The sequence below is a fragment of the Duganella aceris genome (genome assembly GCF_011090165.1).
GTDB lineage: Bacteria > Pseudomonadota > Gammaproteobacteria > Burkholderiales > Burkholderiaceae_D > Rugamonas > Rugamonas aceris.
The window spans coordinates 75,910-102,717 of the sequence record NZ_JAADJT010000014.1 but is presented as its reverse complement, the minus strand read 5'-3'; the positions used below and the strand labels follow the sequence as shown (position 1 = coordinate 102,717).

Annotated in this window: 29 protein-coding genes; 12 read left to right on the top strand and 17 right to left on the bottom strand. The window is 65.6% G+C overall.

What is annotated here, in order from left to right:
* Positions 1-21 precede the first annotated feature (21 nt).
* Positions 22-864: a hypothetical protein gene (locus tag GW587_RS26300; RefSeq protein ID WP_166107868.1), complete on the bottom strand. Its 843-nt coding sequence runs from the start codon at positions 862-864 to the stop codon at positions 22-24.
* A 209-nt stretch (positions 865-1,073) separates the two neighbouring features.
* Between GW587_RS26300 and GW587_RS26295 the strand changes: the two genes are divergently transcribed.
* From GW587_RS26295 to GW587_RS26285, 3 genes are read left to right on the top strand one after another with little or no spacing between them, the layout of a single operon-like run.
* Positions 1,074-1,706 (top strand): TetR/AcrR family transcriptional regulator, encoded by a 633-nt coding sequence (locus GW587_RS26295; protein ID WP_166107867.1) that lies wholly within the window; start codon positions 1,074-1,076, stop codon positions 1,704-1,706.
* A 37-nt stretch (positions 1,707-1,743) separates the two neighbouring features.
* Positions 1,744-2,043 (top strand): antibiotic biosynthesis monooxygenase family protein, encoded by a 300-nt coding sequence (locus GW587_RS26290; RefSeq protein WP_166107866.1) that lies wholly within the window; start codon positions 1,744-1,746, stop codon positions 2,041-2,043.
* Positions 2,044-2,055: 12 nt separating this feature from the next.
* Positions 2,056-2,358, top strand: a complete 303-nt coding sequence (locus GW587_RS26285; RefSeq protein WP_166107865.1) for a hypothetical protein — start codon at positions 2,056-2,058, stop codon at positions 2,356-2,358.
* 19 nt (positions 2,359-2,377) lie between these two features.
* Here GW587_RS26285 and GW587_RS26280 read toward each other — a convergent pair whose 3' ends face one another.
* The 4 genes from GW587_RS26280 to GW587_RS26265 form a co-directional block, all read right to left on the bottom strand.
* The gene (locus GW587_RS26280; protein WP_166107864.1) at positions 2,378-4,675 is read right to left on the bottom strand and encodes a putative bifunctional diguanylate cyclase/phosphodiesterase; all 2,298 of its coding nucleotides are present in this window, start codon (positions 4,673-4,675) and stop codon (positions 2,378-2,380) included.
* Position 4,676: 1 nt separating this feature from the next.
* Positions 4,677-5,870 (bottom strand): nicotinate phosphoribosyltransferase, encoded by a 1,194-nt coding sequence (gene pncB / locus GW587_RS26275; RefSeq protein WP_166107863.1) that lies wholly within the window; start codon positions 5,868-5,870, stop codon positions 4,677-4,679.
* Complete coding sequence (locus GW587_RS26270) at positions 5,867-6,775, bottom strand: cysteine hydrolase family protein (protein WP_166107862.1); 909 nt, start codon at positions 6,773-6,775, stop codon at positions 5,867-5,869. Before GW587_RS26270 ends, pncB begins: the two co-directional genes overlap by 4 nt.
* A gap of 93 nt (positions 6,776-6,868) precedes the next feature.
* Complete coding sequence (locus GW587_RS26265) at positions 6,869-7,480, bottom strand: FMN-dependent NADH-azoreductase (protein WP_166107861.1); 612 nt, start codon at positions 7,478-7,480, stop codon at positions 6,869-6,871.
* A gap of 107 nt (positions 7,481-7,587) precedes the next feature.
* On the opposite strand from GW587_RS26265, the gene GW587_RS26260 reads away from it, so the two are divergent.
* Complete coding sequence (locus GW587_RS26260; RefSeq protein WP_166107860.1) at positions 7,588-8,712, top strand: LysR family transcriptional regulator; 1,125 nt, start codon at positions 7,588-7,590, stop codon at positions 8,710-8,712.
* Here GW587_RS26260 and GW587_RS26255 read toward each other — a convergent pair.
* The 3 genes from GW587_RS26255 to GW587_RS26245 form a co-directional block, all read right to left on the bottom strand.
* Positions 8,690-8,998, bottom strand: coding sequence for a chaperone modulator CbpM (locus GW587_RS26255; protein ID WP_166107859.1), 309 nt, complete (start codon positions 8,996-8,998; stop codon positions 8,690-8,692). The two genes, GW587_RS26260 and GW587_RS26255, sit on opposite strands and share 23 nt — an antisense overlap.
* Positions 8,999-9,020: 22 nt before the next feature.
* A complete protein-coding gene (locus tag GW587_RS26250) occupies positions 9,021-9,956 on the bottom strand; it encodes a DnaJ C-terminal domain-containing protein (RefSeq protein WP_166107858.1) in 936 nt (311 codons plus the stop codon).
* Between the two features lie 73 nt (positions 9,957-10,029).
* Positions 10,030-10,656 carry a beta/gamma-crystallin gene (locus tag GW587_RS26245; protein WP_166107857.1) on the bottom strand — a complete coding sequence of 209 codons (627 nt, stop codon included), beginning with the start codon at positions 10,654-10,656 and terminating at the stop codon, positions 10,030-10,032.
* A 160-nt stretch (positions 10,657-10,816) separates the two neighbouring features.
* Here GW587_RS26245 and GW587_RS26240 point away from each other — a divergent pair, with 160 nt between their 5' ends.
* Positions 10,817-12,220: an MATE family efflux transporter gene (locus GW587_RS26240; protein WP_166107856.1), complete on the top strand. Its 1,404-nt coding sequence runs from the start codon at positions 10,817-10,819 to the stop codon at positions 12,218-12,220.
* Between the two features lie 94 nt (positions 12,221-12,314).
* Positions 12,315-14,528 carry a S9 family peptidase gene (locus GW587_RS26235; protein ID WP_166107855.1) on the top strand — a complete coding sequence of 738 codons (2,214 nt, stop codon included), beginning with the start codon at positions 12,315-12,317 and terminating at the stop codon, positions 14,526-14,528.
* A 52-nt stretch (positions 14,529-14,580) separates the two neighbouring features.
* Here the strand turns inward: GW587_RS26235 and GW587_RS26230 are convergent, their stop codons facing one another.
* Positions 14,581-14,772, bottom strand: coding sequence for a CsbD family protein (locus tag GW587_RS26230; protein WP_166107854.1), 192 nt, complete (start codon positions 14,770-14,772; stop codon positions 14,581-14,583).
* Between the two features lie 116 nt (positions 14,773-14,888).
* Entirely contained in the window at positions 14,889-15,509 is a 621-nt protein-coding gene (locus GW587_RS26225) for a class I SAM-dependent DNA methyltransferase (protein WP_166107853.1), read from the bottom strand.
* A gap of 165 nt (positions 15,510-15,674) precedes the next feature.
* Between GW587_RS26225 and GW587_RS26220 the strand changes: the two genes are divergently transcribed.
* The 3 genes from GW587_RS26220 (at position 15,675) to GW587_RS26210 (ending at position 17,660) form a co-directional block, all read left to right on the top strand.
* Entirely contained in the window at positions 15,675-16,259 is a 585-nt protein-coding gene (locus tag GW587_RS26220) for a hypothetical protein (RefSeq protein ID WP_166107852.1), read from the top strand.
* A gap of 125 nt (positions 16,260-16,384) precedes the next feature.
* A complete protein-coding gene (locus GW587_RS26215; protein ID WP_166107851.1) occupies positions 16,385-17,212 on the top strand; it encodes an HDOD domain-containing protein in 828 nt (275 codons plus the stop codon).
* Positions 17,213-17,381: 169 nt separating this feature from the next.
* Complete coding sequence (locus GW587_RS26210) at positions 17,382-17,660, top strand: flagellar protein FliT (RefSeq protein WP_166107850.1); 279 nt, start codon at positions 17,382-17,384, stop codon at positions 17,658-17,660.
* A 52-nt stretch (positions 17,661-17,712) separates the two neighbouring features.
* On the opposite strand, the gene GW587_RS26205 is transcribed toward GW587_RS26210, so the two are convergent.
* Together GW587_RS26205 and GW587_RS26200 are read right to left on the bottom strand one after the other, a co-directional pair.
* Entirely contained in the window at positions 17,713-18,912 is a 1,200-nt protein-coding gene (locus GW587_RS26205; RefSeq protein WP_166107849.1) for an aspartate aminotransferase type Ic, read from the bottom strand.
* 84 nt (positions 18,913-18,996) lie between these two features.
* Complete coding sequence (locus GW587_RS26200; RefSeq protein ID WP_166107848.1) at positions 18,997-20,640, bottom strand: type IV pilus assembly protein FimV; 1,644 nt, start codon at positions 20,638-20,640, stop codon at positions 18,997-18,999.
* Between the two features lie 113 nt (positions 20,641-20,753).
* On the opposite strand from GW587_RS26200, the gene fumC reads away from it, so the two are divergent.
* Positions 20,754-22,151: a class II fumarate hydratase gene (gene fumC / locus GW587_RS26195; RefSeq protein WP_166107847.1), complete on the top strand. Its 1,398-nt coding sequence runs from the start codon at positions 20,754-20,756 to the stop codon at positions 22,149-22,151.
* On the opposite strand, the gene GW587_RS26190 is transcribed toward fumC, so the two are convergent.
* Complete coding sequence (locus GW587_RS26190; protein WP_166107846.1) at positions 22,152-22,964, bottom strand: hypothetical protein; 813 nt, start codon at positions 22,962-22,964, stop codon at positions 22,152-22,154.
* Positions 22,965-23,145: 181 nt separating this feature from the next.
* Between GW587_RS26190 and GW587_RS26185 the strand changes: the two genes are divergently transcribed.
* Together GW587_RS26185 and GW587_RS26180 are read left to right on the top strand one after the other, a co-directional pair.
* Positions 23,146-23,364 (top strand): RNA-binding S4 domain-containing protein, encoded by a 219-nt coding sequence (locus GW587_RS26185; RefSeq protein ID WP_166107845.1) that lies wholly within the window; start codon positions 23,146-23,148, stop codon positions 23,362-23,364.
* Positions 23,365-23,520: 156 nt separating this feature from the next.
* The gene (locus GW587_RS26180; RefSeq protein ID WP_166107844.1) at positions 23,521-23,814 is read left to right on the top strand and encodes a DUF883 family protein; all 294 of its coding nucleotides are present in this window, start codon (positions 23,521-23,523) and stop codon (positions 23,812-23,814) included.
* Here the strand turns inward: GW587_RS26180 and bufB are convergent, their stop codons facing one another.
* The 4 genes from bufB to mobB all read right to left on the bottom strand — a co-directional run bounded on the left by bufB (position 23,815) and on the right by mobB (position 26,773).
* A complete protein-coding gene (gene bufB, locus GW587_RS26175) occupies positions 23,815-25,521 on the bottom strand; it encodes an MNIO family bufferin maturase (RefSeq protein ID WP_166107843.1) in 1,707 nt (568 codons plus the stop codon). It lies immediately after the preceding gene.
* Positions 25,522-25,544: 23 nt separating this feature from the next.
* A complete protein-coding gene (locus tag GW587_RS26170) occupies positions 25,545-25,802 on the bottom strand; it encodes a BufA1 family periplasmic bufferin-type metallophore (protein ID WP_166107842.1) in 258 nt (85 codons plus the stop codon).
* A 172-nt stretch (positions 25,803-25,974) separates the two neighbouring features.
* Positions 25,975-26,175, bottom strand: coding sequence for a YjfB family protein (locus GW587_RS26165; RefSeq protein ID WP_166107841.1), 201 nt, complete (start codon positions 26,173-26,175; stop codon positions 25,975-25,977).
* 52 nt (positions 26,176-26,227) lie between these two features.
* The gene (gene mobB, locus GW587_RS26160; protein ID WP_166107840.1) at positions 26,228-26,773 is read right to left on the bottom strand and encodes a molybdopterin-guanine dinucleotide biosynthesis protein B; all 546 of its coding nucleotides are present in this window, start codon (positions 26,771-26,773) and stop codon (positions 26,228-26,230) included.
* Positions 26,774-26,808 lie beyond the last annotated feature (35 nt).

Below are 26,808 nucleotides of genomic sequence, written 5' to 3'. Positions count from 1 at the left end.
ATATACCGGCACCACTTTCCTTCAGTGAAGTTGTACTTTGCTGATCCAGCCCGCCAGGGCGATCATCGCGGCCACCACCAGCCCTATCGTCCAACGGAATTGCGTGTCGCTGCGGCCCATACGGTGATAGCTTTCGCTTCTGAGCAGTTCGATGTGCGCGTTCATTTCCCGGCGCTGTTCATTAAGGTGATCCTCCGCACGCGCAATCAGCGCGGCGCTTTCCCGCCGAGAGTCATCGATCTTGGCCTCGATCAGCCTGAAGTTGTCAAAGCTCTTCGTGTGAGCCTCCTCGATCTTGGCCTCCATCAGCCTGAAGTTATCAAAGCTCTTCGTGTGAGCCTCCGCGATCTTGGCCTCTATCAGTCTGAAGTTATCCAGGCTCTCTCTGCGTGCCTCCGATATCTTGGCATCCACAAGCTTGAAATTGTCGACGATCTTGGCATCCACCAGCTTGAAGTTGTCGGCGCTCTCCTTCCTTGCTTCCTGAATCTGGACGCTCACCAGCTTGAAATTATCGAGGCTGGCCACGCGCACTTCATGGATCTGCGCATTCACCAGCTTGAAGTTGTCGGAGCTTTCCTTACGCACTTCATGAATCTGGGCATTCACCAGCTTGAAGTTGTCGGAGCTTTCCTTGCGCACTTCATGAATCTGCGCATTCACCAGCTTGAAGTTGTCCGCCGTCTCTTTGCGCAAGTCGTCGATCCGGGCCGTGACTTCCCGGTGCAGCTCGCCTATCCGGCCGTTGACCTCCCTGAAGCCGGCGCCCATGTCCTGTCGTAGCGTGTCGATCGTGGTGTCCATGTCCTCATCCTCGTCGGCGGAATTGCCGATGTCAAGCGCGGCTGTTGGCATATCGTTCATCTTCGGCTCCCGGTGCTTCCCCATGCTAGCCCTGTGATTACGCCTCCGTTTGATCCGTCTCAAGTGCGCGCCGGCGGCTTTCTGTTGCAACGCAGCACAAATCCGTCCAACTTCCATACCAAAAGGGAGGATCCGCATCAGAATTTCGATTGATCGCGCTACCACTGCATTAAAATGACAGTTACATCATCCCAGCGCCCGCCCACGCCATGCCCGACGCCGCCGTCCACGATGCCCCCAGCCCGAAGAAACGCGGGCGGCCCCACAAAGGGGAAAGCGGGGGACTGCGCGCCGAATTGATCGAGAAGTCGGCGCAGTTGTTCCGCGTTAAAGGCTACGAGAGCACCACCGTGCGCGACATCGCCGCCGCCGCCGGGATCCAGGCCGGCAGCTGGTTCTACCATTTCAAGACCAAGCAGGACATCCTCGAGGCGATCATGGAACAGGGCCTGCTGCGCTCGCTGGCCGAGATCGAGGCCATCGCCAGCGAGCCGCTGTCGCCGGTCGAGATGCTGCACCGCCTGGTCGAGGCCCATCTGCACACCCTGCTGGCGCCCGACCACCATTTCATCGCGGTGCTGCTGTACGAGTGGCGTTCGCTCGATGAGTCGTCGCGGCTGCGGCTGGTGGCGCTGAAGGACCGCTACGAGGCGGTGTGGGACCGCGCGATCGCCGCACTGCACCATTCGGGCGATTGGGCGATGCCGTCGCAGTTCGACCGCCTGCTGATCTTCGGCGCGCTGAACTGGACCGTGCAGTGGTACAAGCCGGGCAGCGGCGCCGACGTGCCGGAGCTGGCGCGCCAGGCCATGCGTTTCATCCTGCGCACGCCGGCCAGTTGAGGCACAATAGGGGCATCACCCGCCACCAAGGATGCCCATGATTTACGAAATCGCCGAGCTGTACATCAAGCCGGATTCCCATACCGCGTTCCAGGCCGGCGTCGCCGAGGCCGTGCCGCTGTTCAAGGCCGCCACCGGCTGCCAGTCGATGCGGCTCGACCGCGATATCGAGACGCCGGATACCTATCATCTGGTGATCGGCTGGGCGACGCTGGAGAACCATACCGTGGACTTCCGCGGCAGCGAGGCGTTCCAGCTCTGGCGCGGCCTGGTCGGCGGCCATTTCGCGCAAACGCCCAAGGTCGAGCATTTCGAGACCGTTGTGGCCGGTTTTTAACAGGAGGCGATCATGACCCGCACCATCCATCGTAATTTCGAACAAGTGACGGACGCCGAGAGCGCCCGCAGCGCCCTGCTGTCCAGCGGCTTTCCGCCGTCGTCGGTCAAGCTGACCAAGCATACGACGCTGCCGCCCAGCGTGGCGACCAGCACCGTCGGCAACCTGCTCGACGCGCTGACGCCCGGCGGCCCGGCGGCGGCGGCGCAAGCCCGCCAGCGCAGCGGCGCCATGCTGACCGTCGACATCTACGACGACGACGAGCAGGACAAGGCCGATTCCATCATGGGCGGCTTCGGCGCCAGCTCGGCCTGACCGAGCGCTTGGGCGGCGCCTAACCGGCCACCGGTTCGGCGTCGCGCAGGCCGCCGGACGCTTCGCCGGCCAGCAGCCGCCGCATCCAGTCGCCGGCGTCGGCCACCGTCAGCGGCCGCGCGTAGAAGAATCCTTGCAGTTCCTGGCAGCCGGCATCGCGCGCGGCCTTGGCCTGCGCTTCGGTTTCGATGCCCTCGGCCACCACCTGCAAGTTCAAGGCCGAGGCCAGCTGGCAGATCGCCGTGACCACCGCCACCGCGTCCGGCGCCGGCAAGGGCTCGATCAATCCCCGGTCGATCTTCAAGGTGCGCAACGGCAGCTGGCGCAGCATGCCCAGCGACGAGAAACCGGTGCCGAAATCGTCCATCGCGACTTCGATGCCCAGCTCGCTCAGCCGCTGCAGCTGCGCTTGCGTATCGTCCAGATTATCGACCGCCGCGCTTTCGGTGATCTCCAGCGTCAGGCAACGCGCCGGCACGCCGCTGTCGGCCAGAATCCGTTCCACCAGCTGCGGGAAGCCGCGATTGAGCAGCTGCAGCGGCGAGACGTTGACCGCCACCGGCACGCAGTCGCCCAGCTCGGCGCGCCAGGCGGCGATCTGGCGGCAGGCGCGTTCCAGCAACACGGCGCCCAGTTCCTGGATCAGGCCGGTGCGTTCGGCGATGACGATGAATTCCACCGGGCTGACCAGGCCGATGCCCGGCCGCTGCCAGCGCGCCAGCGCTTCGAAGCCCAGCAGCCGGCCGCTGACGGCGTCGATCTTGGGCTGGTAGTCGAGGTAGATTTCCTGTTGCTTGATGCCCTTGCGCAGCGCCTGTTCGTTTTCCAGCGACAGGCTCGACATCTGCTCGAAGCGTTGCTCGGCCATCGCCAGCGCCGTGCCCGGCGTGCGCTTGGCCTGGTACATGGCGGCGTTGGCGGCGCGCAGCAGCGCTTCGGCGTTGCCGGCATGGTCGGGGAACACCGCCATGCCCATCGAGGCGTCGATGAAGTATTCGCCGCCCGGCACCTTGAGCGCCTGCACGCAGACGCTTTGCAGCCGGCCGGCGATGTCGCGCGCGTTGACCGCGTCCGGGTCGACGATGGCGAATTCGTCGCCGCCCAGCCGGATCAGCTCGGCGCGCGCGCCCAGCACGTCCTTCAGCTTGGCCGCGAACGCCTTCAGCAGATGGTCGCCGGTGACATGGCCCTGGCTCTGGTTGAACAGCTTGAAGCGGTCGATGTTGAGCACCACCAGCGTGCATTGCAGCGAGCCGTCGGCCAGGAAGCAGTATTCCTTCAGCCGTTGCATCAGCACCGTGCGGTTCGGCAGGCCGGTCAGCTTGTCGTGCGTCGCCTGGTGCAGCAGTTCGCGCGCGCTGGCGTTGCGCTCGGTGTCGTCGGTGATCAGGATCTGGGTGGCGGCGACGCCGTCCCATTCGACCCGCCAGGCTTCGAAGCGCAGCTCCAGCTCGCGTCCGCCGGCCACTTCGCGCCGTCCTTCCCAGCTGGCGATGTCCTGCTGGCCGCTTTGCAGCAGCCGATGATGATGTTGCAGGGTTTCGTCGCTGAAGCTTTCCGGCGGCAGGTCGGCAAACACGGTGTAGGCGCCCAGGCCCAGCGGCATGCCGTAGATCTGCCGCAGCGCCGGATTGGCGTACAGGATGCGGGCGCCGTCGGTGACCGCCACGCCCTGCACCGAGTGCTCGGTCAGCATCTGGAAGCGCGCCGCCAGCTTGCCGGCGTCGCGCACCGCGCCGTCCAGCGCCGACAGCCCGAACACCGCGCCGATCGCCGATCGCAGCAAGGTGCCGACCAGCAGGCTGGCGGCCATGCCGTGCGAACCGAACACGGTCAGCAGCAGCTGGCTCAGGCCCAGCAGGATCAGCAGCGGGCCGACCAGCCGGTCCAGCGACGGGTTGCGCCACATCCAACGGGTCGCCAGCAGGCCGACGCCGGTCAGCATGGTCATGTTGAACAGCGACCAGTACAGGAACGTGTTACCGCTCGCCGACGCCCCCACCGCCAGCAGCGCGGCCAGCACGATCGCCGCCGCCGCGACGCGCGGCAGGCGCCGTCCGGCCAGCCGGGCGACGCCGGAACTGAGGAACAGCAGGTTGGGCACGGCGCCGGCCACCACCAGCGGCAGGCCGAGGCGGGCCAGCAGCGCCGGCGCCTCGGTGTGCAGCAGGTAGCCGACCGGCAGCAGCGTGGCGAACAGCGTCGACCAGCCCATGTCGCGCGCGAACGCCTGGCCCGGATGGCGCCGCCACACCCGCAGCAAGCCCAGTCCGACGATCAGATACAGGCCGAAATTGGCCAGGTACAGATAAGTCATCTCAGGCCGCCGGGTGGTGGAACACCTGGCGCAGGTAGGCGAGGAAGGTTTCGTCCTTGCAGACGGTCTTGCCGGGCGAGTCCGACAACTTGGCCACCGACTGGCCGTTGCAGCAGACCAGCTTCATGACGATGTTGAGCGGCGTCAGGCCGACGTCGTTGGTCAGGTGGGTGCCGATGCCGAAGCCGGTCATGATGCGGTCGGCGAAATGGCGGTACAGGCCGAAGGCGCTTTCCAGGTTGAGGCCGTCGGAGAACACCAGCCGCTTGGTCTTGGCGTCGATGCGCAGCGCGGCGTAGTGCGCCAGCGCCTTTTCGCCCCACACCACCGGATCGCCGGAGTCGTGGCGCAGGCCGTCGAACAGCTTGGCGAAGTACAGGTCGAAGTCGTCGAGGAAGGCGTCCATGCCGACCACGTCGGTCAGCGCGACGCCGAGGTCGCCCCGGTATTCCTGCACCCAGGCTTCCAGCGACGCCTTCTGGAAGTCGCGCAGCCGCACGCCGAAGGCCTGGAACGATTGCATGTATTCGTGCGCCATGGTGCCGATCGGCACCAGGTTGAATTTCATCGCCTGGTAGACGTTGGAGGTGCCCTTGAAATACTGCGGCACTTCGCGCGCCAGCTTTTGCACCACCTCGTCGTGCCAGGCGCCGGAAAAGCGGCGGCGGGTGCCGAAGTCGGAAAACTCGAACGGGTTGCGGTGCGCCGGTTCGTCGCCGAAGGCGCGCAGCGCGGCCAGCTTGGCATTGAGGCGGGCGCGGCCCTCGGCCAGCGCGGCGGCCTGGTCGAAGCGGCGGAAGTACAGTTCGTTGACGATGTACAGCACGTAGATCTCGAAGCCCATCACGTGCACCTGCGGGCCACGGGCGTGGATCACCAGCGCGTCGCCGTCGGCGCGCACCTCGATGAACTTGCGCTGGAAGCGGAACACCGTCAGGAAGTCGACGAAGTCGCTCTTCATGTAGCGCAGCGAGCGCAGGTAGTTCAGCTCGTCCTCGGCGAAGCCCATCGAGCACAGGTGGTCCAGCTCGCGCTCGACCGCCTCGCACAGCTCGGCCAGCGGATAGGCCGGGGTGTTGCGGCAGACGAATTCATACTCGGTGTGCGAGTTCGGGTGGCCATGCAGCAGCGCCTGCCACATGGTGAATTTGTATAAATCGGTTTCCAGCAGACTGCGGACGATGGGCTGACTCATTCGTTCTCCAGCTGCGGCTGCGGCGCCAGGTTGGCGTTGGCCATCAGCTCCGGCAGCACGTCGGCCGCCTGCAGCAGGCGCACGCCGCGCGCCCGCATCGCTTGCAGGAAGGCGTGGTATTGCGGTTCGAAGCCGGTCACCGGGCTGATGCAGTCGGTGATCAGCGTCAGCCTGGCCAGCGACGCGGCGCCGTGGTGTTCGGCGAAATAGTCGGCGATGTGCTCGACGGTGGCCTTGACGCAGTGGCTGCCCGCCTCGCCGGCGATGTAGATATGGTCGGCCTCGGCCAGGTTGTCGACGAACTTGAAGTTGAACTGGGTGTCCGGGTCGTCGACGTCGGGCACTTCGGCCATCACGGCGGAATAGTGCTCGGTCCACGGGTTGGAGCCCTTGGCCAGCTTGGCGACGATGCCCAGCGACGCTTCCTCCCAGTGGCTGTAGGCGGCGCGCACGTCGGCGTGGACGTTGTTGCCCCAGGTGCCGATTTCGCAGTGCACCGGCCACACCATCAGTTGGTAGCGGCCGGCCGCTTCCAGCTTGTCGAGGTAGTTCAGCGCCAGCGGCAAGGCGGCCGGGTGGCGCGGCAGGTATTTCCTGGCGCGCACGTCGGCGGCGGTGATTTCGGTGAACGGCGACACCGGCGCGCCGTCGGCGGCGATCCAGAAGGTCGGGTGGGCGATGTCGAAACGGTGGTGCGAGTCGAGCGTGACGCTGATCGCCGTCAGGCCGGCGCGGCCGCGGTTGATCAGGCCGGCCAGGCGCAGCATGTCCTGGTGGGCGCCGGGCACCGGCAGCGACGGCGCCAGCAACTGGCGCGCGACCGGATCCTGCGGCCGGTAGGCGTCCGGCAGATCGCAGAAATCGTTCTGCGGATCGATGACGAGCAGGTGCAGATTCCGTTTCATGTAGGCTCCATTACGTTGTATGCCTAACATGATACCGCAGCAACGTGAAAAGCCCCGCAGGCGGGGCTTGGTTTGCGGCGCGGAACGTTGGAATCAGGCGGCGATGGCTTCGATCTGGCTGCGGCTCTTGGCGATCGCGGCGGCGACGGCCTCTTCGCCCATCGCCACGCCTTCGGCCACGATGAAGGTGACGTCGGTCATGCCCAGGAAGCCGAGCACGGCGCGCAGGTAGGTGGTGACGTAGTCGTAGGCGGCGTAGGGGCCGGCGCTGTAGGCGGCGCCGGTGGCGACGAAGATGTACACTTTCTTGCCGGTGACCAGGCCTTCGGCACCGTTGGCGCCGTACTGGAAGGTGCGGCCGGCGCGGGCGATGGCGTCGATCCAGGCCTTCAGGCCGGAGGTCACCGAGAAGTTGTACATCGGCGCGCCGATGACGATGGTGTCGGCGGCCAGCAGCTCGTCGACCAGGGCGTCGGAGGTCTTGATGGCGTGCGCCTGCTCGGCGTTGCGCTGCTCGGCCGGGGTGAAGTAGGCGCCCATCACCAGTTCGTTCAGGTGCGGCACCGGATTGGCGGCCAGGTCGCGGGTGACCACGGTGGTCGAGGCGTCGGCGGCCTGCAGTTTGGCGATGAACTCGCCGCCCAGTTGACGCGACAGGGAACCGGTGTTGCGCACGCTGCTGTCGATGTGAAGAATTTTTGCCATGATGCTGTTTCCTTAGGAGTGAGGGATTGCAAGCATCATAGAACGGGTTTAATATCGATGAAATACCCGAAATTTAAATCCTACCTATCGATAAAATCGATTTTATTATGCGAGATCCCGGCCTTCCCTCCCTCGACCAGCTGCGCGTGTTCATCGCCGTCATCGACCATGGCGGCTTCGCCCATGCGGCGCGGGCCTTGCACCGCACCCAGTCGGTGATCAGCTACACCATCGCCAACCTGGAGGAGCAGCTGAACGTCGAGCTGCTCGACCGCAGCAAGCGCAAGCCGACCCTGACCGAGGCCGGCAAGGCGCTGCTGGCCGACGCCCGCGCCGTGTCGCTGAAGGTGGACGGCATGCGCGCCCGCGCCAAGGCGCTGTCGACCGGGCTGGAGGCCGAGGTGTCGATCGTGGTCGACGTGATGTTCTCCACCTGCACCCTGGTGCGCATCCTGCACGCCTTCCAGAAGGAGTTCCCCACCGTGTCGATGCGGCTGCGCATGGAGGCGCTGGGGGCGGTGACGCAGCTGGTGATGGAGCGCACCTGCCACATCGGCATCAGCGGCTGGATGCCGGGCACGCCGGACCACATCGAGCGCCAGAGCTGCGGCTTCGTCACCATGGTGCCGGTGGCCTCGCCCAACCATCCGCTGGCGCAGATCGAGGGCAAGATTCCCAGCGCGGTGTTGCGCGAACACACCCAGCTGGTGCTGACCGACCGCAGCACCCTGACCGCCGGCCAGGACTTCGGCGTGATGGCGCTGCGCGACTGGCGTCTGGGCGACCTGAGCTCCAAGCACGCGCTGCTGCGCAGCGGCATCGGCTGGGGCAATATGCCGGTGGAGATGGTGCATTGGGATCTGGAAGCGGGCCGGCTGGTGCAGCTCGACATCAACGAGGGCAGCTCGTTCAGCTTCCCGATCTATGTGATCAACCGTGGCGACGAGCAGCCGGGGCCGGCCGCGACCTGGCTGATGGGGCAGTTCCTGGCGCTGTCCGATCCGACGCTGCGTCCGCCCGAAGACGACATCCCGCAACCGGCGGCGCCGGGCCACAGCTACGGCGAGCTGCTGGACCAGGCCATGGGCCGCAAGCCGGCCGGCGCGCCGATGACCAGCACGCCGGGGCCGGGCATGCCGACGCCGGGCACGGCGGCGGCGCGCCGCGCCGGCTCGAAGACGCCGCCGCCGGGCGTGGCCGAGCCGGGACCTATTTCACTCCGGCGGCGCTGAGCTTGCCGCGCAGGCGGCGGATTTCCTCCGACAGGTCCACCACCAGCGCGGCGACGTCGTCGTTGGCTTCGAAGTCGCGTTCGACCTGGCACAGCCGGCGCGCCCGCACCAGGTCGGCGCTGGTGAAGCGCCAGTAGACGCTGTCCTGCGGCGCGCTGTCGAGCAGGATGCCGGTGCGCACCCGCTGCACCACCCAGTCCGGCTCGACGGCGCAGGCCTGCGCCAGTTCCTCCAGGGTCAGCGCGGCCTCGTCGACCAGCACCGCCGTTACGATCGCTTGTCCCATCTTCGCTCCTCCAGGTTCTTGCTCACGCGCGCGGGTTGAACGCCATCTCGCGCGCCATGGTTTGATACAGTTCGCGCGCCTTGTCGGTGTTGGCCGGCGGCAGCGCCACCTCCAGCAGCAGGTACAAGTCGCCCGCTTCCTTGCCGGGAATGCCGCGTCCGCGCAGGCGCAGCTTGCGCCCGCTCTGCGAGCCGGCCGGCACCGTGACGGTGACCTTGCCCGACGGCGTGGCCACCTCGATCTCGCCGCCCAGCGCCATTTCCCACGGCGCCACCGGCACCGTCTCGTAGACGTCGCGGCCGTCGATGCGGTAGCGGGCGTTGGCGCGGAATTCGATCTGCAGATACAAGTCGCCCGGCCCGGCCGCGCCCGGCTGGCCCTGGCCCGACAGGCGCAATTGCTGCCCGGCGGTCACCCCCTTGGGAATGTTGACGCTGAGGTTGCGCTCGCGCGTGACGATGCGGTCCTGCGCGTCGCGCTCGGCCACCATCAGGCCGATGGTGCGGGTGGCGCCGGTGTAGCTGTCGGCCAGGTCGATGGTGATGCTGGCGTGGCTGTCCTCGCCGCGCCGTGGCGCCTGGCGGCGCCGGCCGCCGCCGCCCAGGTTGGCGAACAGGTCGGCGAAGAAGTCGCTCTGGTCGGCGCCGGCGAAGCCGCCCTGCCCCGGATGACCCTGCGCGCCGTTGCCGAAGCCGCGCCCCCATTCCGGCGGCGGACGGAATTCCTGTCCGGCGCGGTATTGGTGGCCGCGTCCCAGCTCGTCATAGGCGCTGCGCTTTTCAGCGTCGCCGAGGACGCCGTAGGCTTCGTTCAGTTCCTGGGTTTTCTTTTGCGCGTCCGCTTCCTTGCTGACGTCCGGATGGTATTTCCGGACCAGCTTGCGGTATGCCTTCTTGATCTCATCCTCGGAGGCCGTCTTGGCCACGCCCAGGGTTTGGTAATAATCCTTGTATTCCACGTCGCACGCTCCCGTAATGCATCGTCGCCAGTCTAGCGTAAATGCCGGGAGCGTGCGTGTGGCGGCGCACCGATCAGCGCACCCGGCGCAGCGACGAGATGCGGTTGTTCATGTCATCGAGGAATTCGTAGCGGCCCGGGCGCAGCACGATGCAGTGGCCGCGGAATTCGGCATGCTCGCACAGTTCCCACTCGCCCTCGTTGACGATCACCGAGCCGGCGCGGTCGTTGAAGTCGTAGTCGTCCAGCTTGCGCACGTCGTTGTGCAGCTCGGCGCGGCGGCCGCCGAAGCCGGCTTGGGCGAACAGCACGATCGGTTCGCGCCGGCCGTCGTGGTCGCCGCGTCCGCCACGGCCGCCGCGATCGCCACGGTCGCCGCGATCACTGATTTCGCGCACCGACGACACCTTGTCGTTGAAGCCTTCCAGTACGCGGTACTCGCCGCGTTCCAGCACGATGCAGTGCCCCTGGAAGCCGGCGTGTTCGCACAGCTCCCAGGTGCCGGAGCGCACCACCACGCTCGAGGTGCGGTCGTTGAAGCCGCGTTGCACCAGGTCCGGCGTGCCGTCGCGCAGCGAGATCGAGGGGCCGCGGAATTCGGAATCGGTGAACAGCGTCAGCTCGCCGGCGTGCGCGGCGCCGGCCAGCAACGCGGTCGCCAACGAGGCGGTTTGGATCAGACGGGAGAAGAATGGTTTCATGATGAATAGCGAATAAAGTGAGGGAAGCGGCCTGTCCGCCCGCCCACAACGCGCGCCCCCGCGGGTTGGCTGACAGAAATTTTGGCCGATTTGCAAGCAATTGTAATCGCGCCCGGCGCGGCGCGGTAGAATCTGCGGTTTCCCGCCGTCCCGACCGCCCATGCCGCACACCTTCACCCTCTCCAATTTCCGCCGCGAAGCCGCCGCCCTGTGGCGGCTGGCCTGGCCGGTGCTGATCGGCCAGCTGGCCACGGTCGGCATGGGCGTGGCCGATGTCGCCATGACCGGCCACACCAGCGCCGACGAGCTGGCGGCCGTGTCGCTGGGGGCGTCGATCTGGTCGATCGTGCTGGTCACCGTCAGCGGCACCATGATGGCGATCAACAGCGTGGTGGCGCACGACGTCGGCGCCGGCACGCTGGGCAAGATCCCGCACGCGGTGCGCCAGTCGCTGTGGAAGGCGCTCGGCGTCGGCGTGGCGGCGATGCTGCTGGCCAATCTGGCGACGCTGCTGTTCGACTACCTGTATTTGTCGCCGCACGTGCAGCGGCAGGCGTCGCTGTTCGTCCACATCATCAGCATCGGCCTGCCGCCGTTCGCCGCCTACCGCGCGCTGTACGGCTACAGCACCAGCATCAACCAGACCAAGCCGGTGATGGCGATCGCGATCCTCGGCCTGCTGTTCAACGTGTTCGTCAACTGGCTGCTGGTGTTCGGCAACTTGGGCTTGCCGGCGCTGGGCGGGGTCGGTTGCGCGGTCTCGACCGGCCTGTGCATGTGGCTGATGCTGTTCGCCATGCTGGCCTGGATGCGCGCCGCGCCGGCCTACGCGGCCACCTATCCGCTGACGCACTGGGAGTGGCCGCACTGGCCGGAGATCCGTTCGATGCTGCGGCTCGGCCTGCCGATCGGCGTCACCTACTTCGCCGAGGTCAGCGCCTTCGGCGCGGTCAGCCTGCTGGTGGCGCGCTTCGGCGTGGTGGAGATTTCCGCGCACCAGATCGCGCTGAACTTTTCCTCGCTGACTTTCATGGTGCCGCTCAGCTTCGGCATCGCGCTGATCACGCGCGTCGGCCAGAGCCTGGGCGAAGGCGATCCGGCCAAGGCGCGCTTCGTGGCCTGGACCGGGGTCTGGATGTCGCTGCTGTTCGGCGTGCTGTCGGCGCTGGGCATCGTGCTGTTCCGCGACCAGATCGCGCGCGCCTACACTTCCGATCCGGCGGTGCAGCAGCTGTGCGCGCACCTGCTGCTGTTCGCCGCGCTGTTCCAGCTGTCCGACGCGGCCCAGGTCGCGACGTCGTGCGCGATCCGCGGCTACAAGGTGACGCGCCAGCCGATGCAGATCCAGCTGCTGGCGTTCTGGGGCTTCGCGCTGCCGCTGGGCTGCTGGCTGGGCCTGGCGCCGGGCTGGCTGCCGTGGACGCCGGCGCGGCCCATGGCGGCGGCCGGCTTCTGGATCGGGCTGGTGATCGGCCTGACGGTGGCGGCGGTGCTGCTCAGCTGGTCCCTGCAGCGGCTGTCGCTGGCGCGCGCGCAGGCCAAGCTCCGGCCGGCGCCGAACTAAAAACGGTTTTCCGGCGCGGATTCAGAATCTTGCCATCTCGCCACAGCTGTCGCCGTCTGGTATCGTCTTGGATTCGCCCAATTAGAGAGACTCCATGCGCTTCATACTCTGCTTCCTCGCCCTGCTGGCCGGCGCCAACGCCTCGGCCGAAAAACTCACGCTGGACCGCATCCACGGCGACACCTCGCTCAGCGGTCCCGGCGTGCGCAGTTTGAAAGTCTCGCCGGACGGCGCCCGCGTCACCTTCCTGCGCGGCCGCGAAGACAACCAGTTCCAGCTCGACCTGTGGGAGTACAACCTCAAGGACAAGACCACGCACCGCCTGGTCGACTCGCAAATCCTGGTGCCGAACGAGCAGCTGTCGGACGCCGAGAAGGCGCGCCGCGAGCGCGAGCGCACCGCCAGCCTGAAGGGCATCCTGAGCTACAGCTGGTCGCCGGACGGTAAGCAGCTGCTGGTGCCGATCGCCGGCAACCTGTACCTGATCGACGTCAGCAAACCGGACGCGGCGCGCATGGTCGCCTCCGGCAACGTGCTCGATCCGAAGATTTCGCCGAAGGGCCGCTACGTTTCCTTCGTGCGCGACCAGAATCTGTTCGTCATCGACCTGAGCACCGGCAAGGAAAAGCAGCTGACCAGCGATGGCAAGGGCACCGTGCACAACGGCGAGGCCGAGTTCGTGGCGCAGGAAGAAATGTCGCAGACCACCGGCTACTACTGGGCGCCGGACGATTCCGCCATCGCCTACAAGCGCTACGATGAAGCGCCGGTGCCGGTGGTGCGCCGGTTTGAAATCTTCGCCGACCGCACCGAAGTGGTCGAGCAGCGCTACCCGGCCGCCGGCGATCCGAACGTGCTGGTGCAGCTGAAGATCGTCGCGCTGGGCGATGGCGCGATCCGCAACGTCGACCTGGGCGCCAACCAGGACATCTATCTGGTGCGCGCCGATTGGAGCAGCGACGCCAAGGCGCTGCTGTTCCAACGCCAGAGCCGCGACCAGAAAAAACTGGAGCTGATCTCGGTCGACGCCGCCACGCTGGCGCAGCGCGTGCTGATCACCGAAACCTCGCCGACCTGGGTCAGCATCTTCGACGACCTGCGTTTCCTCGGCAACGGCAAGGGCTTCGTCTGGTCGTCCGAGCGCAGCGGCCGCAAGCACCTGTATCTGTACGATATGAACGGCAAACTGCTGCACGCGATCAGCAAAGGCGAATGGGGCATCGACCGCCTGCTGGCGCTGGACGAGAAGACCGGCCGCGTGTTCGTGCAATCGAACCGCGACGCCGTGGTCGACAGCCAGACCTACGCGCTGAAACTGGATGGCAGCAGCGCCGACAAGCCGGCCCGCATCACCCAGGGCGACGGCTGGCATGATTCGGCCTTCGCCCGCAACGGCGAAGTGTTCGTCGACACCTACTCCGATCCAAGCACCCCGCCGCAGGTCAGCATCCGCCGTCCCGACGGCGCGATGATCAGCTGGCTGGAGCACAACGAGCTAAACGCGTCGCACCCGTACGGCAAGTACCTCGACGCGCATCTGAAGACCGAGTACGGCACGCTGAAGGCCAAGGATGGCCAGACGCTGTACTACTCCATCATCAAGCCGAGCAACTTCAGCGCGGTGAAGAAGTATCCGGTCTTCCTGTCGACCTACGGCGGCCCGCACTCGCAACACGTGTCGCGCAAATGGGGCAACTTCTTCGACCAGTACATGGCGCAGCAGGGCTTCGTGGTCTGGCGTCTGGACAACCGGGGTTCGTTCCGCCGCGAGCGCGCCTTCACCGACGCCAACTACAAGCAACTGGGCCGGGTCGAGGTCGAAGACCAGCTGACCGGCATCGAATGGCTGGGCCAGCAATCCTTCGTCGACGCCAAGCGCATCGGCGTGTTCGGCTGGAGCTACGGCGGCTTCATGAGCTTGCGCCTGCTGGCCGAAGCGTCGGACAAGATCGCGATGGGCGTGTCGGTGGCGCCGGTGACCGATTGGTCGCTGTACGACACCCACTACACCGAGCAGTTCATGGGCATGCCGAAAGAGAACGCGGCCGGCTATGAATACAGCGGCGTCTACTCGCATCTGGATGGTTTGAAATCGCCGCTGCTGCTGATGCACGGCATGGCCGACGACAATGTGCTGTTCACCAACACCACGCGCATGATCGACGCGCTGGTGAAGCGCAACGTGCACTTCGAGCTGATGACCTACCCGGGCGGCAAGCACGGCATCGCGGGCCGCGCGCCGCAGCGCCATGTGTACGGCAACATCGAAGCCTTCTTCAAGAAAAACCTGAAGCCGGAATCGAACTGAACCAAATAAAACAGCCGCGTAGCGGCTGTTTTTACATCGGCACGGCAACTGATTAGTTGCGGTTGCCTTTGGAAATATCCTTCACGACTTCCTTGGCGTCGCCCAGGCCTTTTTGCAGCTTGCCTTCAGCCTGTTTGTTCAGTCCCTTGGCTTGTTGCTCCGAGCTGCCGACCAGTTCACCAGCTTCTTGCTGGATTTTACCGCCGATCTCTTTCGCTTTGCCTTTAACTTGGTCCTTGTTCATGATGAACTCCTTAAGTGATGAAGCTACAGGACACGCAGCCTTGTGCTGTGTGCATGGACACCACTATAGGCCGAACCCGGCCGCTGCTCTGTGCGCTCACGAACGCAGTTCACGGATTAAATTTTTCTCCAGACACTCGCCAACCACGGTTGCTGATCGCGCGGCAAACCGGCCGGGCGATAGTAATGTTGAACAGGGATAAAACCTGCTGCGGTCAGGTAACGTTCCCATGCTTCGTAGTCGTGATAGTTGCCGTAGCGCGGGCCGTTCCAGCCTTCGCGGTTGTCGCCGCGCGGGTTGGAGCTGAACAGCACGCCGCCGGTTTTCAGCGCGGCATGCAGGTCGCGCAGCACTTTCGGCAGCGCCGCGCCCGGCACGTGGAACAGCGAGGCGTTGGCGTAGATGCCGTCGAAATAGTCGGCCGGCAAATCCAGGTGCACGAAGTCCTGCTGCCACGCCTCGCAACCGCTGTAGGCACGCGCCATCTCGACGAAACGCGCGGCGCCGTCGACGCCGATCGGCTCGTGGCCCATGTCCTTGAACGTCTTCAGGTCGCGCCCCGGGCCGCAGCCCAGGTCCAGCAAGCGGTACGGCGCCGGCGCGTCGATCGCATCCAGCAAGGCGGCGATGTTCTGGCTGACATCATGATCGATGGTGCCGGCGAAAAACTGCTCCGCCGTGTTCTCGTAGTGCCGCAGCGTGGTCTGCGTGATTTCGTCGATGTGCTGGTTTTCCATGCCGTGAGTATACAGGGTGGGCTCTGTTTTTACTGCTTCGGGCGTTTGTACTCGTTTGCTTGTCTCGTCCTGTCTCGTTTCGTCCCGTTTGAACTTTGTGCGGCGCACAAGGTCTAACAAGACAGAACGAGACAAACCGCGACACAACAAGACAGGAGAACGAGTATGAACGCCGCAACGATGAATTCTATACCCCCCGCCGCCTACCAAGCCTTGCAGGATTATTTGCGCCGCAGCCGCAGCCCGCTGTCGCCGGCCGAGGCCATCGACCGCGCCATCCGGCAATGGATCACGCACGACAGCAGCGCCGTCGCGCCGATACGCGGCTTTCAATGGAAGCGCCTGTTCCTGCCGGAGACCACCCGCTTGCGCATGCACTACGATGGCGATACCCACTACGCCAAAGTCGTCGGCGAAGAAATCATCTTTCGCGGCCGCGCGGTCTCGCCGCGCCAACTGACGATCGCCATCGCCGGCGATGGCCGCAACGCCTGGCGCGACTTGTGGATTTTACTACCGGGCGAAAGGAACTGGGCCTGCGCCGCCCGCTTGCGCGAGCAACTGGATGGCCAGGCTGTCGCGCCGCAATCCCCGGCGCAAGCGATGACCGCCGCCGCCAAAGCCATGAGCGAAAGCCTGAACGCCGCCCTAGTCCTGATCGAGCACGTCGACCACCAAACCAAAACGCTGGTCGAACGCCGCGCACCCAAACACCGGCGCGAATACGACTTGCTGGAAGACATACACTGAAGTGTTTCAGCCGGTGCGGAGCGCCGACAGAAAAGATACGCTCGCGCCGTAAATTTCTTCTTCCTCGGGAGGAATCCCTATATAGTTAGCTTATAGCAACGCGCCTAATCACCGAGGAGATAAAAATGAAACTTGATGCACTGTTCCAGAATCCAACTGCGTTGCCGACCGCGCCTAAAGTCGTGGAAGAGCTGATCAGCAGTTTCGACAAGGCCAGCGTCTCGACCGAAGAGATCGCGAAGAAGCTGTCGACGGATCCGGTGCTGAGCGCCAAGCTGCTGCGTCTGGCCAACTCGGCCTACTACCACGTCTCGCGCAGCATCGGCACCGTCGAAGATGCCGTCCTGATGCTGGGCTTCGTCACGGTCCGCACGCTGGTCATCAGTTCCGGCCTGGTCAGCGGTTTCAAGACCGTGCCCGGCCTCGACCTCAAGCAATTCTGGCGCTACAGCCTGCATACCGCCGTCGCGGCCAAGTGGATCGCCAAGAAAACCAAGGAAAACACCGACCTCGCCTTCACCATCGGCATGATGCACGCCATCGGCCAGCTGGTGATCCACTCCGCCGCCGCCGAGCAGGCGATGGCGCTGGACAAGGTCGCCGGCCCGATGGACGCGCGCCGCCTGGACGCCGAGCAAGCCTCGTTCGGCTACACCTTCGCCGACGTCGGCGCGGAATTGGCCAAGCGCTGGAAATTCCCGGCCGCCTTCTCGGAAACCATCTCCGCCTTCCCCGAGCCCTACCACAATGGCGAGCTGAACCGCTTGGCCGCCGTGGTCTCGCTGGCCGCCTGGCGCGCCCGCGTCGAGCAGGCCAAGCTGAGCGACGATGAAATCGCCGCCTGCTACCCGGCCGAACTGGCCGAGGAACTGGGCCTGGAAGACAACGCGCTGATCGACGACATGCCGCCGCCGGACGAGCTGAGCGCCGGCCTGGAGGAACTGGTCAAATAAACCAGTTTATCGTTGCAACAATAAAAACCGCCGACTTTTGCAGCCCGGCGGTTTTTTTTCATCTTTTTTCAAATTATTTTCAAAAAACCCTAAAGTTCCCGTTTAAGCCGACGTTAATCAGGACATGCGGTAATCCGTTTTGCCGATTTAACTTAGCCAGGGTGCGAACATGACCTCGACCGAAGTCCTCTCGATGTACGAAAACATAGCCGGTTTGACCAATCAAATGGCTGCCGCCGCGCGCATGGGTGACTGGGACGGTCTGAGCAAACTGGAAGGCCAATGCGCAACCGAAGCGCGCGCCGTCGGCGCCGGCGTACCGGCCCTGGGCGGCGCCCCGCGCCTGCGCAAGATCGACCTGCTGAAACAAATCCTGGCCAACGACCGCGAAATCCGCGACATCGCCGATCCGTGGATGAACACCGTGCCGGGCATGTCGCGTCAATAAAACGCGGCCCCAACGATAAAAGCGCCGACATCGGCGCTTTTTTTTCGTCCCTTTACGCCGCCAACGCTACCCGCAGCGACAAGGCGATCCCCTGCGCCGCCTTGGTGATCTCGTCCAGCGACGGGAAACTCGGCGCGATGCGGATATGGCTATCCTTCGGATCGTTACCGTAAGGGAAAGCCGCCCCGGCCGGCGTCAGCGTGATGCCCGCCTCCTTGGCCAGCGCCACGGTGCGCTTGGCCGAACCTTCCGGCGTCACCAGATCGATAAAGTAACCGCCCTCCGGACGCGTCCACGACACGCCCGGCACATCGCCCAGATACGCTTCGAACTGCGCCAGCACCGCATCGAACTTCGGCTTCAGCAACTGGCGATGCTGTTCCATCAAGGCCTCGACGGTCGGCAGATCCTTCAGCAAACGCACATGGCGCAACTGGTTGATCTTGTCCGGGCCGATGCTGCGGATGCCCGAATGCTTGGTCCACCAGGCGATATTGGCCGGCGACGCCGCCAGCGCCGCGATCCCCGACCCCGCCCAGGTCACCTTCGACGACGAAGCGAACACGATCGCGCGATCCGGATTGCCGGCCTGGGCGCACGCGTCCAGGATGTTGGCCACGGCCAGCTTCTGCTCGCCCAAGTGATGGAAGCGATAGGCGTCGTCCCACAGCAGGCGGAAGTCCGGCGCCGCCGTCTTCATCGCCGCCAGCCGCGCCACCACCTGGTCCGAATACACCACGCCGCCCGGATTGCTGTACTTCGGCACGATCCACATGCCCTTGATGCTGGCGTCCTCGGCCACCAGTTTTTCCACCAGGTCCATGTCCGGACCCTCGGCGGTCATCGGAATATTGATCATCTTGATGCCGCGCGCCTCGCAGATGGCGAAATGGCGGTCGTAGCCCGGCACCGGGCACAGGAAGGTCACCGGCTGGCCGACCCACGGCGCGTTGCCCGGCGTGCCGTTCAGCAGCGCGTAGACGATCACGTCATGCATCAGCGACAGGCTGGCGCTGCTGTCGACCACGACCTGCGCGGCCGGCACGTCCAGCAGCTTGCCGAACAGTTCGCGCGCTTCCGGCAGGCCGACGGTGCCGCCGTAATTGCGTCCGTCGGTGCCGTCGGCTGCCTTGTAGCCGTCGAGCGCGTCGAGCAGCGCGTTGGACAGATCCAACTGTTCCGGCGCAGGCTTGCCGCGCGACATATCGAGTTTGAGGCCGAGTTGTTTGAATGCCTGATACTGTGCTTGCATGGGACGCTTTCAATGGTGGAATGAGCGTCGAATACTATAACCCAGTTTATTGAGATGCAGACAGAGCTTACAGCTATAAGCTTATTACTGCATCAGCGATTCCGGCGTGGCCTCGGGCAATGGTTCGGGCTCGGGTTTCTTCTTGCGGAAGCCCTGCCAGATCTTCAGCGGACCGCTGCCGGCCTTGCGCCGGCGCAGATAGATGAATCCGGCGCCAAGCAGCGCCAGCAGGCCCACCCCGCCGGCCGCCAGCGGCAGCGTGTAATCGGTCGGCTTCTCGACCGGCTTTTCTTTTTTGTACTTCAGTTTGGGCAAGACCCGAATCTGCTTGACCGGGACCGACGCCGCCGGCGCCACCGCAGAAGCACCCTCCGCCGCCGACGCCGACGCTGAGGCAGCCGACGCTGAGGCAGCCGACGCCGAAGCTGAAGCGCCCGACGCTGAGGCGCCCGATGCCGAAGCTGAAGCGCGCGACGTTGAGGCAGCCGACATCGACGCTGAGGCGCCCGACGCGGAGGCAGCCGACGCCGAAGCAGGCGCAACCTTCGCAACGCCGCCTTCGCTCGTCGACGCCGCCGAAGACGCCGAAGGCGCCTTGGCCGCATGCGCCTCCGACTCCATCCGCCCCGAAGCGCTGCCGGAAGCCGAAGCATCCTTGGCCGCAGCCCCGGCCGGCACGCCATGCCCCGCCGACGCCGCCTTGCCGCCCACGGCGCCCTGCAAGGCCTTCAACTTCCCCTCCAGCTCCACCAGCTTGCTGGACAACGCCGCATTATGACTATCCAGCGCCACACACTCCTTGGCGCTGATACCAGCCGGCGCGCAGCTCGCCTGAGCCGCGGCCGGCCGCTTGACGCCCTGAGGCAACGGCAACGGCGGCAACGGCAACAACGCCTGCGCCACGCCCAGCGGCACCGCGCCCTCAGCCGTGGCCACCTCCTTGCTGGCAGACGGTTTCAGCGGCGTACCACGCGGCGACACCAGCACCCCGGCTATCCGCTCCGGCAAATCCCGCACCGACGCCGACGGCGCGCGCCGCACCGCCTCCGGAGCTTGCGCGCGCGCGGCGGCGGCAGCCCGCAAGCCACCCGGCGCCCCCACCTCCGACTCTTGCACCGACGGCAACGGCGCCGGCCGCGTCCGATCCCGCACCGCCGCCGCAACCGGCGCTGCGGCGGCAGCCGAAGCAGCGGCAGCAGCGGCAGCCTTGGCCGCCACCTCCCGCTCCGCCCGCGCCCGCAGCGCAATCTGCTCCGCCTGCGCCGCCGTCATTTCGCTCACGGGCGCCGGCGCGGCCACCGGCACCGGCGCCGGATTCGGATCCGGCTGCAACCACACCGTCGCCAGCCGCACCTCCTGCCGCCCGCCCGCGCCCAACGCCACGTACAAATGCACATACTCCGCATCGACCGCCCGCGTCGTGGTCACATGCAGGAACTGCTTGCGATCGCGCACCACCACCGCCATCCGCACCGACGCCAGCGCCGGATTCATCGCCACATTGGCGCCCCGGTACACATCCGCCTGCGCCAGCCGCACCTGCAAGCCCGCAACCTCCTCGGGCGACAAGGCCACCAGCTCGATATCGGCCGCCAACGGCTGACCGATAAACGAGCGCGTCGTGATATCGCCCAACTCCGCCGCCCGCGCAGCGGTCGCCAGCAGCGCGGCGCCGGCGAGAGCGCGAATACAAAGGTGAGGAGGCTTAAACCGCATGTCGAGATTCACAAATTCTGAAAGTTAACCACTATAACGGCTGAATTTTCCCATTTTGTAGCCCTCGGTCAATTTTTACAAACTGCGCTACACTCAATATTGTCCTATCCACCAAGGAAATCATCATGAGCACCCGAAGCGAACGCGACAGTTTTGGCCCGATCGACGTCCCCGACGAGCAGCTGTGGGGCGCGCAAACCCAGCGCTCCCTGGAACACTTCCGCATCTCCACCGAAAAAATGCCGGCTGAGCTGATTCACGCGCTCGCCAGCGTCAAACGCGCCGCCGCCCGCGTCAATCTCGACCTCGGCCTGCTGGACGGCGCCAAAGCCACCGCCATCACCCAGGCCGCCGACGAAGTGCTGGGCAACCGGCACGGCGGCGAATTCCCGCTGGCCGTCTGGCAGACCGGCTCCGGCACCCAATCGAATATGAACATGAACGAAGTGCTGGCCAACCGCGGCTCCGAGCTGATGGGCGGCGTGCGCGGCGAAAGCCGCAAGCTGCACCCGAACGACGACGTCAACAAAGGCCAATCGTCGAACGACATCTTCCCCACCGCGATCCACGTCGCTGCCGCCCAGGCGCTGGCCGGCAACGTGCTGCCGGCGCTGCGCCAGCTGCGCGCCAGCCTGCAGCACAAGGCCGAGGCCTTCGCCGACATCGTCAAGATCGGCCGCACCCACCTGCAGGACGCCACCCCGCTGACCCTGGGCCAGGAATTCTCCGGCTACGTCGCCCACCTCGACTTCGCCGAGCACGCGATCAAGAACGCCCTGCCCGGCGTGCTGCAACTGGCCGCCGGCGGCACCGCCGTCGGCACCGGCCTCAACGCGCATCCCGAATACGCGGTGCGCATCGCCGCCGAACTGGAACAGCACCTGTCGCTGCCGTTCCGCACCGCCGACAACAAATTCGCCGCGCTGGCCGGCCACGACGCGCTGCTGTCCGCGCACGGCGCCCTGAAGACGCTGGCCGCCGCGCTGATGAAGATCGCCAACGACGTGCGCTGGATGGCCTCCGGCCCGCGCTCCGGCCTGGGCGAGATCACCATCCCCGAAAACGAACCAGGCAGCTCGATCATGCCGGGCAAGGTCAACCCGACCCAGTGCGAAGCGCTGACCATGCTGTCCTGCCAGGTGTTCGGCAACGACGTCGCCATCACCATGGGCGGCGCCTCCGGCAACTTCGAGCTCAACGTCTACAAGCCGCTGATCGCCCACAACTTCCTGCAAAGCGCGCGCCTGCTGGCGGACGGCATGCGCAGCTTCGAGGAGCATTGCGTGCACGGCATCGAGCCCAACCGCGACCGCATCGCCGAACTGATGGAACGTTCGCTGATGCTGGTGACCGCGCTGGCGCCGCACATCGGCTACGACAAGGCGGCCAGCATCGCCAAGAAAGCCCAGCATGAAGGCACCACCTTGAAAGAGGCCGCGCTGGCGCTGGACTACGTCACGGCCGAGCAGTTCGAGCAGTGGATCGTGCCGATCGACATGACCCGTCCAGGCGCCAAGGGGTAGTCAGAAACCGTAGGAGTAGCGGACCCCGGTCAGCCAATCCGGCCGGGCGATCGCGTCATGACCGGGATTGACCCGCAACATCACCGCGCCGGTCAGCTTGCCCCGCCGGCCGAACACGCGGGTGTAGCCCAGCTCCAGGTCGCGTTCGGTGGCGGTCGGCCGCAGATTCAGGACGGGCGCGCCAAACCCGAGCGCGTTGACATCGCCGGCCTGTACCGCCAGACCGCTGTTCTCCAGCGAACCGGCGCGCACCTTGGTCGGCATCGACCAGGTCAGCGCCAGGCGGTCGTTGCTGGCGAACAGTTCGCGCCGCGCATAACCGGCGCTGAACGCCACCGTACGCACCGACGACACCTGCGCCAGCAAGCTGTCCGGGCTGCCGATGCCCTCGGTCTTGCCATACGACGCCATCGCCATCAGCGAGCTGTGCGGCGACAGCATATAACCCAGCGACAGGGAGGTGAAGGTGGTGGTCGGCCGGGTGTGCCGCGCCAGCGCCAGGCTGTCCTGGGTGCCGGCGGCCGAACCGGTCTCGCGCAGCACGCCGATGCTCAGGATGCCGACCGCGCGGCCCATTTTCTTGTCGAATTCGGCGCTGCTGAGGAAGCGCTTGCCGCGCTCGTTCAGCAACGGCGTCAGTGGATCGATCAGATGCAGCCGGTCCACCGGATCGCCGAAATGCAGACGCGTCGCGCCGGCATACACCGCATACCGCTGCGCGCCGTCGCTCAGCAGGAAGTCGGATGCGGCCGCGCCGGCTTCGCCCGCCAGTGGAGCGGCAGCCATCGCCAATGCCAGAGAAAGCTTGTTCATGATGCAACTCGCTACAAGGCTGGATGCCTGCTTAAGATTTCAGCAGTCACCTTCAGCATAGCAACTTCTTTTCCGGCTAGCAACCTGATCGGGCGGGTAAAATGCGGCCCTGTCGGAATGCCGCTACACTAGCCATAGTGGACGCGGAAGGCGATTTCACATCATGGCATCAGAGGATAAAATGCAGAAAGTTAGTTTTGAATTAAGCGGGGAATTTGTCGAACTCAATCAGTTGCTGAAACTGGTGGGCCTGTGCGACAGCGGCGGCGCCGGCAAGATGATGGTGGCCGGCGGCACGGTCAAGGTCGACGGCAAGAAGGAATTGCGCAAGACCGCCAAGATCCGCGCCGGCCAGCAAGTGAGCGTCGGCGATATCAAAATCAGCGTCGAAGCGCCGTAATTGATCTTGCATTTAGGCAATAATAGGCTAAGCTGACACAGCAGCCGCACTGTGCCGGGCTCGCGATTGACAATCCGCAATCCGGCGCGCGACGCCATCGCTATATTGGGATAGCCCGCCACCCGGCTTTTTCAAACCAGTTTTTAGGGGGACGTCATGGACGGTCATGAACCAGGCAGCACGACCCAAGAGCGGCTGCTCGATGACTTGCGGCAAGTCATCGAGAACGCGGAAGAGCTGCTGAAGAATACGCATCAATACAATGGTGTCAGCTATCAGGTCGCGCGCGCCAAGCTGGCGCAGGCGCTGCTGACCGCCACCGAGGAACTGGCGCGTTTCGAAGACGCGCATATCGACCGCATGATCGAACTCACCGCCGTCGCCAACCGCCTGCACCGCGATCTGACCGGCGAGGCCAAGATGCTGCGCGCCTTCAATCCCGAAACCTGATCAAGCCTCGATCCCGGCGATCACGGCGTGGCCCAGCCACAGCTGAAGGTTGCCGGCGACGTCGAAGTCCTCATCGATGTCGAAGGCCGCGTCCAGCGCGGCGCCGAAGTTCTCTCCCCGCTCCAGCACCGACAACGCCGCGTGGCCGGCGTGCGCCAGCGCCACCAGTTCCGTCTTCCAGCGCGGACGCGCCACCAGGCCGTGGCTGGGCGCCGCCATCTGCGCCGGGAAAGCGACGCCGCTGTCCGGCTGGTGCGCCTGCCACAATGGAATCACCGCCCACTCCGAGGCCAGCAGCCGGCACGCAGGATGCAGCCGCAGCCGCGCCGTCTCGATCTGGTCCGGCGGCAAGGCGGCGATCTGCTGGGCTGTCACGCCGTCCGCCCAGGGCGCGTAGTGCGCGCGATGCAGCGCCCACTCCAGCCGCGCCATGTCGGGCAGGTAGGGATAATCGGCCACGTGCGGGAAGTCTTGCAGGAAGGCGGCGAAGCGCGCGCCGAAGTGGTTCAAGTCGGCGCTGTCGGACGGATGGGCGCGGCCGAAGGCTTGCGCCAGCCCGCCGAAGAAGTCCTCGCCGACCAGCGCCAGCACCACTGGATAAGCGTTGGCCAGCGTCTTGGCCCAGGTCGCGCTCTGGTTGCCGCGATACAGGTCGAAGCGCCGCGCCGCCGTCGCTCCCTTGAATTGCGCCAGCGCCGGCGCAGCCCGCCCCGCGTCGAACAACGCATCGGCGAACAGCTGCTGGCCGGCGGCCAGCGCCGCTGCACCCGCCTCGTCCGCGCCACGCCCAAGCTCTGCCGCACCGCCCGCGATGGCCGCGGATGGCGCGACGGCGGACGGCGCTGACGTAACCCGCGGCGCGGCGGCGCGCGCAACGTGGCGCGCATGCAGCACGTCCGCCTTGCCGGCCTCGCCCAGCAGCACCTCCAACGGCGGAATATCGGTATCCCACTCGATCAAGGTCGGCAGCGGCCCGAATCGCTGCAACGCCGCCTCGTACAAGCGCCACACCGGCTCCGCCACCGCATCGCCGTGATGATCGATCACCGCCAGCGGCGTCTCCAGATGCCCGGCCAGATGCAACTCCCCGACCGTTCCCGGCCGGATCGCAGCGATCGCCGCCAACGCATCCTCGCCATGGTTGCGCTGATTGACGTACAAATTATTGATATCCAACAGCAGCCCGCAACCGGTGCGCGCCGCCAGCGCCGCCATGAACTCGGTCTCGCTCATGGCATCCGCCTGAAAACGCACATAGCTGGAGACATTCTCCAGCAAAATCTGCCGCCCCAGCACCTCCTGCACCCGGCCGACGCGCGCGCTCAGCAAATCCAGCGCCGCGCCGTCCAGCGAGATCGGCAACAAATCATTGAGCTGACGGTCGCCCACGGCGCCCCAGCACAGATGCTCCGACACCAGCGCCGGCTCGACGCTGCGCACCAGCGCCCGCACGCGTTCCAGATGCTGTTCGGAAAACCCACGCGCCGAGCCCAGTCCCAGGCCGACGCCGTGCAGGCTGATCGGATAATCGCGCCGCAATTGCTGCAGCACGTGCCAGTCCCAGCCGGCTTGATCGAGATAATTTTCGGTATGCACTTCGAGCCAGGCGGCGCGCGGCCGCTGCTCGACAAACCGCCGGTAATGCGGCGCCCGCAAGCCGACGCCGACGCCCAGCCCGGACTGCGGCAAGCGCGACGACGACGACATGACCCCGCGACCGGCGACGGCGATTACTTGGCTGGAGGCGCGGTCTTGCCGCCGGCCTTCTCGCAAGTGCCCTTGGCGACGTATTTCCACTCGGCCGCGCCGTTGTCGGTCTTGGCCTGGCCGGAGCACGAGTGCGCACCGTTGGCGGCCGCGCAATCGTTCTGGCCGGCCTTGGCGATGCCGTAGCATTTTTCCTTGTCGTCGGCGGCAGCGGCCGAACCGGCGCCGGCGGCGCAGACGGTGACCAGGGCGGCGGCGATCAGGGCTTGACGTTTATTCATGGTGAGTCTCCTCGAAGGTTGAGTAATGTCTGGACGAGCAAACGCAGCGTACCAGCAATAACGCCGCGACGCACCTGCTTGTTGTGTGGAAAGAAAAGCCGCGCGAACGCGCAGCGGACCGGCGCCGCGCCGAAGCGGCAGCCGGAGAAGCGGAGAACCGCCAGCGCGATGCTTAAGCGGTGGTGTTGATGCGGTTACCGAGGTGCGCGGGCAGATTCGGCGCCGACGGCACCGGTGGAATCGCCTCGATCAGGGCCGAGGCGCTGGAGGCCTGGATATCCTGGGCTTTTTTCAACACAGCAATGCCGACTGCCTGCTTGGTGCCGGTGTCCGCGATTGTCGTTGCTGCTTGAGCAATACCTGTAACGTCCATGTGATCCTCCTTTAAGGCGTATCCCTTATTTACGGACGTTCTGAAAGTAACTTTAGGCGTTGGATGAATATTTTTTCAGATGACCGCGCAACCAGGCCAGCACCGCCTCCGGCTGGTTCAGGTCGAGCCAGGTCAGGCCGGCGCGCAGGCCCGGCGGCGGCGGCTGATCGGAGGCCACCGCGACCACGTGGGCATCGTGCGGATACAGCGGATCGCGGCCGGACTCGACCCGGTACACTTCCAGCTTGTCGATGGGGTAGGATTTAAACCCTTCCAGCAAGGTCAGGTCGGCCGGCGACAAGCGCGACAATTGCTCGTCCAGCGACGGCTCGGGCGCGCCGCGCAGCTCGCGGATGATCGCCACCCGGAACGGCGACGCCACCATGACTTCGGCCGCGCCGGCCATGCGCAGACGGGCGCTATCCTTGCGCGGCGGCTCCAGCTCCAGGTCGTGGTGGCTGTGCTTGATGACGTTGACCTTGAGGCCCTGCGCCGCCAACTGGGCGATCAGAAACTCCAGCAACGTGGTCTTGCCGCTGCCCGACGTCCCGACGATCCCCAGGACATTACCTGCCTGCACTGGACTTTCTTGATGCATTGCCTGACCCCTTTGCGCCTGTCATGTTGCCCGCC